The following is a 14296-nucleotide window of genomic DNA, read 5'->3' as shown; positions in this document are numbered from 1 at the left end:
CATCCGCCCTGGTCGGAGCAGGCGGAAGAGGCGGGTTCCCGCCCGAGAAGAAACCTGCCCCCTCACAACCGGGAGCGCTCGCGGGAGAATGGGGCACATGACTGCGGCATCCGGCCCTCGCGAACTCGGAGCCTTCCTGAAGGCCCGCCGGGCACAGCTCGCACCGCACGAATGCGGTCTGCCGCCGACCGGTTCCGCGCGCAGGGTCGCCGGCCTGCGCCGGGAGGAGGTCGCCCAGCTCGCCGCGATCAGCGTCGACTACTACACGCGGCTGGAGCAGGGCCGCGTCCGGGCGTCGGCATCGGTCCTCGCCCCGCTGGCCCGTGCGCTGCGCCTCGACGACGACGAGCAGCGGTACCTGTACGAGCTGGCCGGCAAGGCCGACGCGCATCCGCGACGCCCTCCTCCGCAGCGCGTACGTCCGGCGATGCGGCGCCTGCTGGACCAGCTCACGGCGACGCCCGCCCTCGTCCTCGGCCGGCGGATGGACGTCCTGGCCTGGAACGACGCCGCCGCGGCCCTCTACACGGACTTCTCCGCGATCCCGCCGGAGGGCCGCAACTATGTGCATCTGCTCTTCACGGACCCGGCCGTCCGCGGCATGCACCGGCAGTGGGAGCACGACGCCCGCGACGCCGTCGCCGCGCTGCGCATGCAGGCCGCCGCGGAATCCGGCGATCCAGAACTCTCCCGTCTCGTGGACGAGTTGTCGGGCCAGGACGCCGACTTCCGTACGTGGTGGGCGGAGCACCGCGTCATCGCCACCGCGTACGGCACCAAGCACTACCGGCACCCGGTGGTCGGCGACCTCACGCTTGACTGCGACACATGGAGCAGCCCCGACGACTCGGGGCAGCGCCTCATGGTGCTGACCGCGGAGCCCGGTACCCCGTCCTACGACGCCCTGCGCATCCTGGCCTCGTGGACGGCGGGATGCCCGGACGCGATCGAAGCCCGCGCCCGGGCACCCCGAGGCGGCGGGAGGGCGTCGGAGCCCGGCTCCTGACACCCCGACGGCGGCGGACCCGAACCGCCGCCGCGGGGCCGCAAGGAGGCGTCACGGGCGGGGCGGATCGGCGGGCGACGCACGGCACGGCCGCCGCGATGCGTCCTCCCGGGTGAGGTGCCTGGTCCCCGCGCCCCCAGGAGCAGCGGGGCACTCCCATCCGCGCCCGGCGCCACGCACAGTGGAGGTCGACCGGAGCCGACCGGTTCGTCACCACCTGACGCGCCGCTTCCGTGGTGAACGCCGCGCCGGCCGGCCCGGCCGGCGCGGAACGCGGAACCCCCGGGCGGTGGGGGCACCCGCCCCGGCGCCGGTGACCCCGGGCCTCCCGATCCGTCCGCGGTCGTCCGGCCCTCGGACGGATACGAGGTCCGCGCGCCGCGCGCAGTAGCATGCGAAGGACGGCCCCGCCGCACGCACAGACCACCGATCCGGAGATACCGACGCGCACATGGTGACCATCGCCTACCAAGGAGAGCCCGGATCGAACTCGGCCGCCGCCGCCCGCAGGCTGTACCCCGACAGCCGTGAGCTGCCCTGCACGACCTTCGAGCAGGCGCTGGAGGCGGTGGCGCTGAAGAGCGCCGACCTGGCCGTGATCCCGGTGGACAACTCCGCCGCCGGCCGCGTCGCGGACGTCCACCACCTGCTGCCGGAGTCGGACCTCGCGATCATCGCGGAGTACTTCCTCCCGATCCGCTTCGACCTGATGGCCGTGCCCGGCGCCACGCTGGAGGACGTCGCCTTCGTCCGCAGTCATGTGCACGCCCTGGGGCAGTGCCGGAAGATCATCCGCGAGGGCGGCTGGCAGACGCTGGTCAGCGATGACACCGCCGGCGCCGCCCGCGAGATCGCCGAGCTCGGCGACCCGCGGCACGCGGCTCTCGCCCCGCCCGGTGCCGCGGAGCTGTACGGGCTGGAGGTGCTGCGCGGCGGCGTCGAGGACACCTCGGACAACACCACCCGCTTCGTCGTCCTCGCCCGCGACGCCGAGTTCCCGCCGGTCTCGGACACGCCGATGATGACCAGCCTGTTCTTCTCCGTGCGCAACATCCCGAGCGCGCTCTACAAGGCGCTCGGCGGCTTCTCCAGCAACGCGGTGAACCTCACCAAGATCGAGAGCTACCAGGTGGGCGCGGGGCTGAAGGCCAGCCGCTTCTACATCGAGATCGAGGGCCACCCGCAGGAGAGCAGCGTGGCGCTGGCCCTGGAGGAGCTGCGCTTCTTCTCCTCCGAGGTGCGGATCATGGGCGTCTACGCGGCGCATCCGCACCGCTCCCTGGACCACGGCTGACGCCGTTTCCGGCGCCCCGACGAGGCCCCTGCCGATCGCACGGACCCGGGCGGGGCGCCGCGTCATGGTCCCGCGGGAACGTCGCCGGACACATTGGATGCGCTTGCGGGCACTGAGCGGGGCGCCTTGCGCCCGCCCGGTCGTGCGCGAGCGCACCGCTCCGGCGCGGCCGCCGGTCCGCCGGAGCGGACCGCGTATCCCTGACGCATCCCGCGCGGCCGCAGAGGGCGCGCCGCAGCCGTCACACCGCCGCGTGGCGGGTTTCACCCCGACGGCCCACGCGTGTGACCCGGTCGGCACACGTGGCCGGGCCTGTCGCCGGGGAGCCGTGAACACTCAGGTGCCGTAGGGCCTCCGCCCAGAGCACCGAGGAAAGTGAGATACGGCATGGCGGCAACACTCGTTTCCCGCTCCCGGCGCCGCATACGTAGCGCCCACGCCGCTGCGGCCGGCTGCGCCCTCGCCCTGTGCGCGTCCGCCGCGGTCCCCGCCGCGGCCGACGGGGACACGACCGGGACGAAGCCGACGGTGGTCCTGATCCACGGGGCGTTCGCGGACGCCTCCAGCTGGAACGGGGTGATCGAGCGGCTCGAGGCCCACGGCTACCCCGTCATCGCCCCCGCCAACCCGCTGCGCGGGCTGTACAGCGACTCCGAGTACATCGCCTCTGTGCTGAAGAGCGTCAAGGGACCCATCGTCCTGGCCGGACACTCCTACGGCGGTGCGGTGATCAGTACGGCCGCGGCCGGGAACCCCCACGTGAAGTCGCTGGTCTACGTCTCGGCGCTGATGCCCGACGTCGGTGAGAGCGGGATGTCGCTGGGCGAGCGGTTCCCGAGTGCCCTCGGCACCGCCACCAGGTCCGTGCCGTACCGGGCGGGCGGCGGCGTGAGCGGTACCGACCTCTACCTCAAGCGCGACAAGGTGCACCCGGTGTTCGCCGCCTGCCTGCCGGCGAGCCAGGCGAACCTGCTGGGCGTCACCCAGCGGCCCGCGGCCACCACCGCGTTCTCGGAGAAGGCCAAGGTCGCGGCCTGGAAGACCATTCCGTCCTGGGCCCTCGTCGGCCGCCAGGACATGACCATCAACCCCGACCAGGAACGCTTCCAGGCTAAGCGCGCCCACTCCCACACCGTGGAGCTCGACACCTGTCACGTGTCACTGATCGCGCGGCCGGACGCCGTCGCCGACCTGATCCTCCAGGCCGCCACGGCCACCGGGTCGTCCCCGGCGCTGGCGGACACCGGCTCCGGCGGGCGCGGGTCCGACGCCGGCGCTCTGGCCGGCCTGGCCGCGGGCGGGCTGATCGCCGGCGCGGGAGCCGTTCTCGGCGCCCGCCGGCTGCGGCGCCGCTTCGCCTGAGGGGCCTGCCCGCGGACCGCCCCGGCCGTCAGTGGCCGTGCCCGCCGGTACCGCCGCCGTCCGCGTCGGCATGTCCGTCGTCCGGACCGGCCGTGACCGTGAAGGCGGCGGTGCGGACCGTCCCCTTGTGCCTGAAGTCGAAGTAGAGCCGGTAGGTGCCCGCGCTCGGGGCCGTGGCGTCGAAGGAGACGTCCGGCCCGGGCGCGGTGCCGCCGTCGCCCGGGGCGCCGCCCGGGTGCACGTGCAGATACGCCAGGTCGCCGGCGCGCAGCGCCACCAGGTGGCCGTACGCGCCGAGGTACGGCTGCAGATCGGTGACCTCCCGGCCCTCCTTGGCCACCGTCAGCCGGAGCTCCCGCTCGGCGCCGGGCCGCAGGGTCCCGCCGAGGGTGACGGTGTAGCCGTCCACGGTCGCCGTCCGGGAGGTCGGCGCGGGGGTGGCGGGCCGGTAGTCACCGGCCACGGAGAGGTCCGTGCCGAGTGTGAGGTTCCGGCCGCCCTCCACGGCGGGGGTGAAGTCGGCGAAGACCCGGTAGCCGCCGGCCCGGGGGAGGCTGACCGCGGTGCTCCACGTGCCGTCGGCGGCGCGGACGGGATGCAGATGGCGGTAGCCGGTCAGGTCGCGTGAGGCGAGGATCAGGTGCAGCTGCTTCTCATGGGCGCGCCGGTACGAGGTGAGCGGCCGGCCGTCGGCGTCGCGTATGAGGAAGCGCAGTTCGGCCGGGCGATCGGACGCGATGTGCGGCGTGAGCAGTTCGAGGGCGTAGCCCGCCTCGCTGACCGCCAGGCCGCCCGCGGGAGGCGCGGCCGATGCCTCGCCGGCGGTGTCGTCGTGCGCGTGCGCCGCCCCCGGCGCGTTCGCGCCGGCCGCCGGGGTGCGGACCGGGTCGAGGGCCGCGCCCACGCCGTAGGCGGTGCCGAAGGAGGCCGCCAGGACGACGGCGAACGCGGTGATCTTCGTTCCGGTGTTCAAGGGTGCTCCGTGGGTGCCGTTGCCGAGGTTCGCGTGCCGGGCGGGCACGGGACCCCAAAATATACCCCCAGGGGGTATATTCCAAGGCGTGCGGACGCCTATAGCGGATACCGGGCGGGGGTATGGCTGTCAGGTGTGCGTCACGCGGGCGTCAGGGCCTGCTCGGTCCAGATCGTCTTGCCGCGCGGATGGTGGCGGGTGCCCCACTGCTGGGCGAGCTGTGCCACCAGGAGCAGACCCCGCCCGCCCTCGTCGTACGTACGGGCACGACGCAGGTGCGGGGTGGTGTTGCTCGTGTCGGTGACCTCGGTGATGAGCGCCGTGGTGTTGTGGATCAGCCGCAGCCGGATGGGCGGCTTGCCGTAGCGGATGGCGTTGGTGACCAGTTCGCTGACGAGGAGTTCGGTGGTGAACGAGGTCTCCTCCAGGCCCCATGCCGTGAGCTGAGTCGTCGCGTGGTGGCGGGCCTGGGCGACGGTGGCGGGGTCGTCGGGCAGCTGCCAGGTGGCGATGTGATCCGGCGGCAGCGTTCGGGTCCGGGCGACCAGCAGGGCGATGTCGTCCGTCGGACGGTGCGTGATGAGGGTGGTCAGGACCCGGTCGCAGATCGCGTCCAGGGACCCCGCCGGGTGCGCGAGGGCGGTGAACATCTTGTCCAGGGACTGGTCGATGTCGTGGTGGTGCGGGTCAAGCAGCCCGTTGGTGTAGAGGGCGAGGACCGTCCCTTCGGGGAGGTTCGTGGTCATCGTCTCGAAGGGCAGCCCGCCCAGGCCCAGCGGGGGACCGGCAGGGACGTCCAGGAAGTGGACGGCGTGGTCGGGGGTCACCACGGCGGGCGGCGGGTGCCCGGCGCGGGCGAGGCTGCACTGGCGGGTCGTCGGGTCGTACACCGCGTACAGGCATGTGGTGCCGATCCCGCCCGCGGTCTCCGCGTCCTGGTCGTCCCCGGCGTCGTCGGAGCAGAGGTGGATCACCAGGTCGTCGAGGTGGGTGAGGAGTTCGTCCGGAGGCAGGTCCACGTCGGCGAGGGTGCGCACCGCGGTGCGCAGCCGGCCCATCGTGGCCGAGGCGCGGATGCCGTGCCCGACGACGTCCCCGACCACGAGCGCGACGCGGGTCCCGGACAGCGGGATCACGTCGAACCAGTCGCCGCCCACTCCGGCATGGGTCGTCGCGGGGAGGTAGCGCGTGGCGACGTCCAGGGCGGCCTGCTCGGGCAGGGTGTGCGGCAGCAGGCTGCGCTGCAGCGTCATCGTCGTCGTGCGCTCGCGGGCGTAGCGGCGGGCGTTGTGGATCGCGGTGGCCGCCCGGTGGGCGAGTCTGCCGGTCAGTGCGAGGTCGTCGGCGTTGAACGGGACGGGATTGCGGTGCCGGCTGAAGACCGCCAGCCCCAGGGTGCTGCCGCCGGCCGTGAGGGGGATCGCGATGACCGAGTGGGTGCCCGCCTCGCGGATCCAGGCGGCCCGCGGGTCCTGGGCGGCCCAGCGGGCGAGGGTGGCCTCGGTGATGTCGTACAGCGCGGCCTTCCCGGTGGCCAGCGTCTGCGCCGGAGGTGAGCCCGGGGGATAGGTCGCGGTGTCGCCGAGGGCGATCAGGGCCTCGGGCGTGCCGGGCAGGATGGACCTCGCGGCGGTGCGGGTCACGGTCACCGGACCGTCGGGGCCGGACGCCCGGGCGCGGGTGGAGGGCTCGATCAGGTCGACTGCGGCGTAGTCGGCGAGTTCGGGCACCACCAGGTCGGTGAGTTCCTGCGCGGTGCGGGTGGTGTCCAGGGTCGTGCCGATGCGGGTGGCCGCGTCGTGCAGGAGATGCGCACGGCGCCGGACCTCGGGGTCCTCGGCGGCCGGGTGGGTGGTGAGCACCACCCCGCGGACCGTCCCCGCCGGATCCGCGAGCGGGGTGAGCGTCGCCCGCAGGGCGTACCTCGCGTCGGCGCCGTCCACCGCGCCCGTCCCGTCGCGCGCCCCGTCTTCGTCCCCGCGCCGGGTGTCCGGGCTTCCGTTGCGGCTGGCGGCGGTGGCGCCGTCCGCCGCGAAGGGCGCGGGGGCATGCTGGGGACGGCCTGTGGCCAGCACGCTCCGCATGTGCGTCTCCGTCTGCCGGGCGGTGTCACCGGGGGCGAGGTCGGCCAGTCGCAGGCCGCGCATCTCGGCCTCGCGCAGGCCCAGGGTGTCCTCGAAGGCCGCGTTGGCCCACGTCAGACGCAGGCCGGAGTCGAACACCGCCTGGGGGCACGGTGACTGCGCGAACGCCCAGCCGCGGACGGCTTCGTGGACCGGAGGGTCGCCCGAGGAGGCTGGGACCGCCGCGACCACGAGCCAGCCGCCCCCGTCGTGACCGCCGCCGGCCCGGCCGGCCCCCGTGCCGTCGCCCCCGCCGTCGGTCCCGCGGCGGTGGGCGAGCACTCGCAGACGCAGGGTGTGTCCGTCGCGGTGGCGGAGCGCGAGCGTCCCGGCCCAGCGCGACGTGGAGGGCGGCGGGGCGTGCGGCGGGGGTCCGGCGAGGAGCAGCGTGGCGGGATGGCCGATGATCTCGGCGGGCGTGTGACCGAGCAGATGGTGGGCCTGGGCGCTCCAGCCGGTGACGACCCCGTGGTCGTCGAGCGTGGCGGAGGCGGTGTAGGCGCTGCCGCCGTCGGCGCCCCGCGACTGCGGCTGTCCACCGGCGGCGGTGGGAAGTGGCTCCATGGCTGTCATCTCGCCCTCGCTAGGTTCCTTCCCCCGCCGGGGCGGGGGAACCGGGCTCGGCCGGGCCATCCACTGACCAGCATCGTGCCTGCGCAGAGCGAGCACCAACGCAGCGGACCCGCGTACCGGGCGGGCCGCCGGATGGCGCGCCGGGGCGTGAGAGCATCGCGGGCATGTTCCTGCAGACCTCCCGCCTGCGCGTGCGTCGCTTCCGCCCCGGTGACGCGCCCGCCCTGGCCGCGTACCGTTCCGACCCCGCCGTCGCCCGCTACCAGGGCTGGAGCGAACCGGTGTCCCGCGAGGAAGCCGCCGGCCTCGTCGCCGGCTTCGCCGCGGCGGATCCCGGGGAGCCCGGCTGGTTCCAGTACGCGGTGGAGCTCACCGCCACCGGCGAGCTGATCGGCGACATGGGCGTGCGCCTGCACGACAACCGGATGCAGGCCGACCTCGGCTTCACCCTCGCCCGCGCGCACCAGGGCCACGGCTACGCCACCGAGGCCGTCACCGCGCTGCTGGACCGGCTCTTCACCGAGGGCGGTCTGCACCGCGTGTCCGCCGAGTGCGACGCCCGCAACACCGCCTCCGCACGGCTGCTGGAACGCGTCGGGTTCCGGCTGGAGGGCCGCCGCCCGGCCCACTCCTGGATCAAGGGCGAATGGACCGACGACCTGCTGTTCGGTCTGCTCGCGGACGACCGGTAGCGGCGTCACGACCACTGCGGACCGGACAGGGAATGGCCGAGTCCGCTTCGCGGTTGCACCAGGCGCGGGAGACCTGCTCCCGGGGGCTCCGCGGGAACCGACGAGCGGTCCGGTCCCCACGGAGACTGCGGAGCAGGAGAACGGCCCCGCTCCGATTCGGCGCCGGCCTGGCCCCCTTCCCGGCCGGCGCCGGTCGTGCGCTTGCGTGGCGAGGGGCGAGCGGCGAGGGCGCGTCGGGAGCGGTGCCGCACGGCGCCGGACGCGTACCGGACGCCCCGTCACACCCACCGGTGCGACGCCGGGTTGAGCCCGGGTGGGTCAGTCCGGGTCGCAGGAACGCCCCGGCGGGTGTCTGATGGCATCAGCGGCCCGGGGCCCCGGAGTGGCCCCCGATGAAACGGCCCCGGGCCCGCTTCGTACATCCCAGACCCACGCTTCCGGCCGACTCCGCCCCCCCGGCAACGATTCTGACGGATCGTCATGCGGCGATGGGCTGCCGGGCCTCACTGATCGCCCAGGCGGCCGTGACGAGACCGATGTGGCTGAACGCCTGCGGGAAGTTGCCGAGCAGTTCACCGGTGGCCGGGTCGATCTCCTCCGCCAGGAGGCCCACGTCGTTGACGTACGCCGCCGCCCGGGCGAAGACGTCACTGGCCCGCTCGGCCCGGCCGGCCAGGGCCAGCGCCTGGGCCAGCCAGAAAGTGCACAGCAGGAAGGTGCCCTCCTCCCCGGCGAGGCCGTCCACGCCCTCCTCGGTGCGGTACCGGTAGACCAGACCCGCGTCATCGGTGAGGTCCCGCTCCGTCGCGTCGATGGTGGCGCGGACCCGCGGGTCGTCGGCGGGCAGGAAACCGACGATCGGCATCATCAGGTTCGACGCGTCGAGGGCGGTCGAGCCGAAGTGCTGCGTGAAGGCACCCGCCTCCTCGCTCCAGCCCTCGCGCAGCACGGTCCGGTGGATCTCGTCCCGGGTCCTGCGCCAGGCCGCGACCTTCCCGCGGGGCGCGCCCAGAGGCCCGGCGAGTCTGATGGCCCGGTCCAGCGCCGTCCAGCACATGACCTTGGAGTACAGGAAGTGGCGGGGTTCGCCGCGGACCTCCCAGATGCCCTGGTCCTTCTCCGTCCAGCGCTCCGCCGCCGCGTCCGCGCAGGCGACGAGGAAGCGCCGGGTGTCGTCGTCGATGCGGTCCAACTGGTCGGCGAGGCGGTACGCGGCGTCGAGGAGCTCCCCGTGGACGTCGATCTGCTGCTGGCACCACGCCCCGTTGCCCACCCGCACCGGCCGGCTTTCCCGCCATCCTCGCAGGTGGGGCAGGGTGCGCTCGCTCAGATCGTGCTCGCCGCCCACGCCGAACATGATCTGCGGCGTCCGGTCCGCGCCCAGCGACGGCGCGGCGGTCGCCAGGAAGGCGAAGAAGTCGTGCGCCTCGTCGGGGCAGGCCGCCACCCACAGAGCCTCCATCGTCAGGCACGCGTCCCTGACCCAGGCGTAGCGGTAGTCCCAGTTGCGCTCGCCGCCCACGCCCTCCGGCAGCGAGGTGGTCGCCGCCGCGACGATGGCGCCGCTGGGCTGGAACGAGAGCGCCTGCAGCACCCGGCCGCTGTGGTGCACCAGGTCGCGCCAGGGCCCGTCGTACGCCTGGTGCACGTCCGACCACGACTGCCACGCGCCGATCGTGGCGTCCAGGCGGCCGGAGAGGTCCTCCTGCGTCCAGACGTGGGCCGGGGGCTCCTCCAGCGTCGAACGCTGCAGACCGAGGCAGACGGACTGCCCGGCCCGCAGGGTGAAGGCGCCGTGGGCCGTGGAGTCGGCGAAGTCCATGCGGTGCGCGGCGGTGAGCACCAGCCACTCGGCCCCGCCCCGCGACGTGACCCCGCCCTCGGTCTCGGACAGGATCGGCGCCACGAGACCGTACTCCGGGCGCGGACGGTACTCCGTCTCCATCGGCACCTCGCCCTCGGTGCAGGTCAGCCGGCGGGCCAGCATGCGCGGCGCGCCGGCCCCGAGGCTGTGGGCGTCGCCGTCCGGGCCGGTCAGCAGCGCGTCCGTGAGCGTGACCGTCCCCGATCCGGTGCGGAAGGTCGTCTCCAGGACCATGGACCGGTCCACGTAGTGCCGCGTGGCCTCGTACGGGACCGAGGGCCGGACCGACCAGTGCCCTGCCGCGCCGTCCAGCAGTCGCGCGAAGACCGAGGGACTGTCGAAACGGGGGAAGCACAACCAGTCGACCGAGCCGTCCCGGCTCACCAGCGCGGCCGAGTGCCGGTCGGAGATCAGTGCGTAGTCTGCGATCGCGGTCGAACTCATGGCTGCTCCCACGGACGGTGCCTCGGCGGACCGGCCGGCCGGCGCCGTACCCGGCGGGCATGTGGCAGTCGGCGAACGCCACACCTGGCGGCCGGAGTTCGGTCGCGACCGGCCCGATGTCCCCGGCCTGTCACGGCAGACCGGTCCCGCAGTCCGCGTCCATGCCTCCAGTGTGCCGCGGGAGGCGGCGGGCGCCGGGTGTGCGAGCGGTGTGCGGGGCTCCGCGGTGTTTGATTCGCCGGTCGGGGGGTGTGGGGGGATGCTGGTGTATATGGGTACGCGTGTTCCTGCGGATTCCGTGGTTCGGGCCGATCTGCCTGCGTGGTCGCCGATGCTGGCGGTGGCGGGGCCGTTGCCGGGGGCGGAGGCGGAGGCGGAGTACGGGTTCGAGCCGTTGTTCAACGGGGCGCGGGTGCTGGTGTATCTGCCGGGGGACGGGCGGGTGCGGTTGGTGTCGGGGATCGGGCAGGACGTGACGGCGGGGTATCCGGAGCTGGTGGGGTTGGCGGGGGTGTTGCCGCCGGGTCTGGTGGGGGTGCTGGACGGGGAGGTGGTGGCGTTGGGGAAGCATGGCGGGGTGTCGGTGGAGCGGTTGCAGCGGCGGATGAGTGTGCGGCATCCGGCGGCGGTGGCGGAGGCCGCGGCGGCGATGCCGGTGCAGTTGGTGGTGTACGACATCTTGCATCTGGGGGAGCCGGTGTTGCATTCGCCGTTCACGGCGCGGCGGGCGTTGCTGGATGATCTGGGGGTGTCGGGGCCGCATGTGGTGGTGCCGCCGTACTGGCCGGCGATGGCGAGTGAGGCGTTGCACTACATCCGGCAGGAGGGGTATGACGGGGTGGTGGCCAAGCGGTTGACCAGTACGTATCTGCCCGGTCGCCGCAGCCGTGACTGGATCAAGGTCAAGAACCTCCACGCCGACGGCAACTGACCCCCGCCAACCCCCGTTCCGTTCCTGGTGACTCGGTGTGTTCGGCCTTGCGCTCGACGCGCCCCTGGTGCCCCTCCGGCGCCGTCGTCGGCTTTCCGTCCGGTCACCGCGCGTGCGCTCGGGCTCGTAGTCCGAGTGCGATGGCGGTGTGCGACCGACGCGGTGACCAGGTCCACCGTGGGCGGCGGGGGCGCGACCGCCAGGGTCCCCACCAGGTCGACACCGGTGAGCCGCGCCGTCGCCGGCAGGCGTCCGGCGGCCTCCCGCAGGGCGAGCCCTTCCCCGCTGCACAGGTCGAGCCGGCGCGGTTCGGGGGCGCGGGAGAGCAGGTGGTCGGCCGGGTCGAAGCCGAGTTCGCGGGCGTAGCTGTTGGCGCCGGTCAGGCCCCGCTCGCGGTTCATGGTGCTGTTGGCGACGACGGAGGTGAGCTCGAGCCGGTGGTCGGGCAGCAGATCGGGCGAGGTCATCGGGCCGTTCTCGGCCGCGATCCGGCGGATCCCAAGCCGGTTGGGGGATGTGACGGGACTCTAATACGCAGCTGAGATGCAAATTTACGCTAGGGTGGAGGCATGGACCTTCACCGCAGCAGACGTCATCCCGTGCGCACCGCCCGGAGCCGCCGCGAGCGGAGGGCCCGGTGAACGCCGGCGCCGTGCTGGCGCAGGTGGCCGCGGTCTTCGTATGGCTGGGGATGGTGCTCGGGATCTCGTTCCTGGAGGCTCCCCTCAAGTTCCGCGCCGAGGGGATCACCGTGCCCCTGGGCCTGGGCATCGGGCGGATCGTCTTCCGCGCGCTGAACCGCGTCGAGGCCGTGCTCGCGGCGATCGCCGCAGTGGCTGTGGCGTGGGAGGCGCCGGGGCCCGTCGCGCTGGGTCTGGGGGCCGGGGCCGTCGCCATGCTTCTCGTGCAACTGCTGGTGGTGCGGCCCTCGTTGAACCGCCGCACGGCCGCCGTCCTCGCGGGGGAGGGCGGACCGCGAAGCCGGGCCCATCTGCGGTACGTCGCGCTCGAGGTGGTCAAGGCGCTGTGCCTGGCCGGATGCGGTGCCGCGCTCGTCCTGGAGCGGCTGTGAGCGCGCCCGGGCCCGTGGCCGCGCAGGGCGGCGCGGGGCGCGACCTCGCGGACCGTACGGACGTCGAACGGCTGGTGACCGCCTTCTACCTCCGGGCGTTCGCCGACCCCCTGATCGGCCCGGTCTTCACCGAGGTGGCCCGGATGGACCTCGACGCGCACATGCCCGTCATGTGTGACTTCTGGGAATCGGTGCTGTTCGCCGCCGGCCGGTACCGGCGCAACGCGCTCGCCCCGCATCTGGCCCTGCACCGCATGGCCCCCCTGGGCCCGGAGCACTTCGGCCGCTGGCTGGCGCTGTGGTCGCTGACGGTGGACGAACTCTTCCACGGTGAGAAGGCCGAACTCGCCAAGCTGCAGGCCGGGCGCATCGGGGGATCCCTCCAGCGCCGCCTGGCGGGCCGCGACGCCAGTGAGTACGTCACCATCCGCCGCCGTGAGGGCGGGGAGGCCGTCTGAGCACGGCCGGATCCCAAGGCCCCGCTTATCGCCGGGCAGCGGCGAGGACCAGCGCGTGCCGTGCATGCCGGGGGCCCGCGCGCCCGTTGGCGGGGAGCCCTCAGCGGGTGACGACGATCTTGCCGATGCTCCGGCCGGACTCCACCATCTCGTGGGCGCGGCGCAGCCCGGCGGCCGAGAAGTCCTCGACGGTGGTGGTGACGGTGCTGCGGATGCGGCCGTCGTCCACCAGGGCCGCGATCTTCTGCAGCAGATTCTTGTGCTCGATCATGTCGGGGGTCCGGAACATCGGCCGGGTGAACATGAACTCCCAGTGCCACGCGATGCTCTTGGCCTTGAGCGGCAGCAGGTCCAGGCCCTCGGGTTCGTCGATCGCCGTGATGTGTCCGCCGGGGCGCATGATCCGGGCGTAGGTGCCGACGTTGCCGGCGGAGTGCGGGGAGAGCAGGTAGTCGACGCCCTCCGGGGCGGCCGCGGCGGCGGTCGCGGCGAGCTCGTGGTGGTCGACCACGGCGTCGGCCCCGAGCCCGGTGACCCACTGCGCCGTCTCGGGACGGCCGGCCGAGGCCAGCACCCGCAGGCCGGTCAGCTGCTTCGCCAGCTGGATGAGGATCGAGCCCACGCCGCCGGCGCCGCCCAGCGCCAGCAGGGTGCCGGTCGACCTGCCGTCGAGGGCGAACCGGTCGAAGAGGGTCTCCCAGGCCGTGATGCCGGTCAGCGGCAGGGCGGCGGCCTCCGTGAAGCCGAAGGTGCGCGGCTTGCGGGCCACGAGGCGCTCGTCGACGGCCTGGAACTCGGCGTTGCTGCCGGCCCGGTTCAGGTCCCCGGCGTACCAGACCTCGTCCCCGGCCTGAAGGGTCGTCACCTCCTCGCCCACGGCTTCGACGACGCCCGCGGCGTCGAAGCCGAGGACGCGGGGCTCCTCGGAGGCGGGCAGCCCCGCGCGGACCTTGACGTCCACGGGATTGACCGACACCGCCAGCACCCGGACCAGGACGTCACGGGGCCCGGGATCCGGCAGCGGCAGGTCGACGTCGACGAGGCTCTCGGGGTCCCCGACGGGCAGACCCCGGTAGGAGGCGACGGCCCGCATCGTCCGTTCGGTCATGACCGGAGGCTCCCTCGCTGGGCTGACGGGTCCCGGCCAGCCTGGCACGCCCTGCCGCCCCCGGCAGCGGCGGACGGGCCATCCGGGTGCCGCCGCGGGGTCGCCGTCCGGCGGCCGGGATGCGGGGCCGGGCCGGACGGGTCATCCTTGCGGCATGCAGCGTCGCGTCATCGTGATGCCGCCATCGACGAGCGGCAGCCGGCGCGCCCGTGCGGACGGTGAGATGCCGGGGATCGCGTACCACCTCCGCGACTCCCGGGAGTTCCCGCGGGCGCGCCCGCCTCGATCCCGAGGCCGTCGACCGGACGCCCCGGACCTCGTCGAACGGCGCGGGGCCGACCCGGGCGTGGGGACCTGAGGGCCCCCGCCACGAGAGCCCCGGCCACCGGCTGGGGC

The 14296-nt window shown here is 74.0% G+C and carries 11 protein-coding genes; 7 read left to right on the top strand and 4 right to left on the bottom strand.

What is annotated here, in order from left to right; genetic code table 11:
- Positions 1-97 precede the first annotated feature (97 nt).
- The 3 genes from B085_RS0106680 (at position 98) to B085_RS0106670 (ending at position 3662) form a co-directional block, all read left to right on the top strand.
- Entirely contained in the window at positions 98-1006 is a 909-nt protein-coding gene (locus B085_RS0106680) for a helix-turn-helix domain-containing protein (protein WP_018557791.1), read from the top strand.
- A 451-nt stretch (positions 1007-1457) separates the two neighbouring features.
- Positions 1458-2300 carry a prephenate dehydratase gene (locus B085_RS0106675; RefSeq protein ID WP_018557790.1) on the top strand — a complete coding sequence of 281 codons (843 nt, stop codon included), beginning with the start codon at positions 1458-1460 and terminating at the stop codon, positions 2298-2300.
- Positions 2301-2687: 387 nt separating this feature from the next.
- Positions 2688-3662: an alpha/beta fold hydrolase gene (locus tag B085_RS0106670; protein WP_018557789.1), complete on the top strand. Its 975-nt coding sequence runs from the start codon at positions 2688-2690 to the stop codon at positions 3660-3662.
- 28 nt (positions 3663-3690) lie between these two features.
- Here the strand turns inward: B085_RS0106670 and B085_RS41530 are convergent, their stop codons facing one another.
- Both B085_RS41530 and B085_RS0106660 read right to left on the bottom strand, forming a co-directional pair.
- Positions 3691-4635, bottom strand: coding sequence for a hypothetical protein (locus tag B085_RS41530; protein WP_018557788.1), 945 nt, complete (start codon positions 4633-4635; stop codon positions 3691-3693).
- A gap of 140 nt (positions 4636-4775) precedes the next feature.
- The gene (locus tag B085_RS0106660) at positions 4776-7322 is read right to left on the bottom strand and encodes a SpoIIE family protein phosphatase (protein ID WP_018557787.1); all 2547 of its coding nucleotides are present in this window, start codon (positions 7320-7322) and stop codon (positions 4776-4778) included.
- Positions 7323-7495: 173 nt separating this feature from the next.
- Between B085_RS0106660 and B085_RS0106655 the strand changes: the two genes are divergently transcribed.
- Positions 7496-8023, top strand: a complete 528-nt coding sequence (locus B085_RS0106655; protein ID WP_018557786.1) for a GNAT family N-acetyltransferase — start codon at positions 7496-7498, stop codon at positions 8021-8023.
- Positions 8024-8501: 478 nt separating this feature from the next.
- Here B085_RS0106655 and B085_RS0106650 read toward each other — a convergent pair whose 3' ends face one another.
- Positions 8502-10331: a glycoside hydrolase family 15 protein gene (locus tag B085_RS0106650; RefSeq protein ID WP_018557785.1), complete on the bottom strand. Its 1830-nt coding sequence runs from the start codon at positions 10329-10331 to the stop codon at positions 8502-8504.
- A gap of 259 nt (positions 10332-10590) precedes the next feature.
- Here B085_RS0106650 and B085_RS41525 point away from each other — a divergent pair, with 259 nt between their 5' ends.
- The 3 genes from B085_RS41525 to B085_RS0106630 all read left to right on the top strand — a co-directional run bounded on the left by B085_RS41525 (position 10591) and on the right by B085_RS0106630 (position 12792).
- Positions 10591-11262 (top strand): hypothetical protein, encoded by a 672-nt coding sequence (locus tag B085_RS41525; protein WP_018557784.1) that lies wholly within the window; start codon positions 10591-10593, stop codon positions 11260-11262.
- A gap of 637 nt (positions 11263-11899) precedes the next feature.
- On the top strand, positions 11900-12334 hold the full coding sequence (locus tag B085_RS0106635) for a hypothetical protein (protein WP_018557782.1): 435 nt from the start codon (positions 11900-11902) through the stop codon (positions 12332-12334).
- Positions 12331-12792, top strand: coding sequence for a group III truncated hemoglobin (locus tag B085_RS0106630; protein ID WP_018557781.1), 462 nt, complete (start codon positions 12331-12333; stop codon positions 12790-12792). Before B085_RS0106635 ends, B085_RS0106630 begins: the two co-directional genes overlap by 4 nt.
- 100 nt (positions 12793-12892) lie before the next feature.
- Here the strand turns inward: B085_RS0106630 and B085_RS0106625 are convergent, their stop codons facing one another.
- On the bottom strand, positions 12893-13900 hold the full coding sequence (locus tag B085_RS0106625; protein ID WP_018557780.1) for a zinc-binding alcohol dehydrogenase family protein: 1008 nt from the start codon (positions 13898-13900) through the stop codon (positions 12893-12895).
- Between the last annotated feature and the right edge of the window lie 396 nt (positions 13901-14296).

This window comes from Streptomyces sp. BoleA5, from assembly GCF_000373665.1.
In the GTDB taxonomy this organism is placed as follows: Bacteria; Actinomycetota; Actinomycetes; order Streptomycetales; family Streptomycetaceae; genus Actinacidiphila.
The sequence above is the reverse complement of the archived record's forward strand: the minus strand, read 5'-3'. Positions and strand labels throughout refer to the sequence as shown.

Excerpts from the sequence above, each read along its gene's own strand:
- B085_RS41525 (WP_018557784.1), top strand. The coding sequence starts at position 10,591 with ATGCTGGTGTATATGGGTACGCGTGTTCCTGCGGATTCCGTGGTTCGG.
- B085_RS0106660 (WP_018557787.1), bottom strand. The coding sequence starts at position 7,322 with ATGGAGCCACTTCCCACCGCCGCCGGTGGACAGCCGCAGTCGCGGGGC.
- B085_RS0106675 (WP_018557790.1), top strand. The coding sequence starts at position 1,458 with ATGGTGACCATCGCCTACCAAGGAGAGCCCGGATCGAACTCGGCCGCC.
- B085_RS0106655 (WP_018557786.1), top strand. The coding sequence starts at position 7,496 with ATGTTCCTGCAGACCTCCCGCCTGCGCGTGCGTCGCTTCCGCCCCGGT.
- B085_RS0106625 (WP_018557780.1), bottom strand. The coding sequence starts at position 13,900 with ATGACCGAACGGACGATGCGGGCCGTCGCCTCCTACCGGGGTCTGCCC.
- B085_RS0106670 (WP_018557789.1), top strand. The coding sequence starts at position 2,688 with ATGGCGGCAACACTCGTTTCCCGCTCCCGGCGCCGCATACGTAGCGCC.
- B085_RS0106680 (WP_018557791.1), top strand. The coding sequence starts at position 98 with ATGACTGCGGCATCCGGCCCTCGCGAACTCGGAGCCTTCCTGAAGGCC.
- B085_RS0106650 (WP_018557785.1), bottom strand. The coding sequence starts at position 10,331 with ATGAGTTCGACCGCGATCGCAGACTACGCACTGATCTCCGACCGGCAC.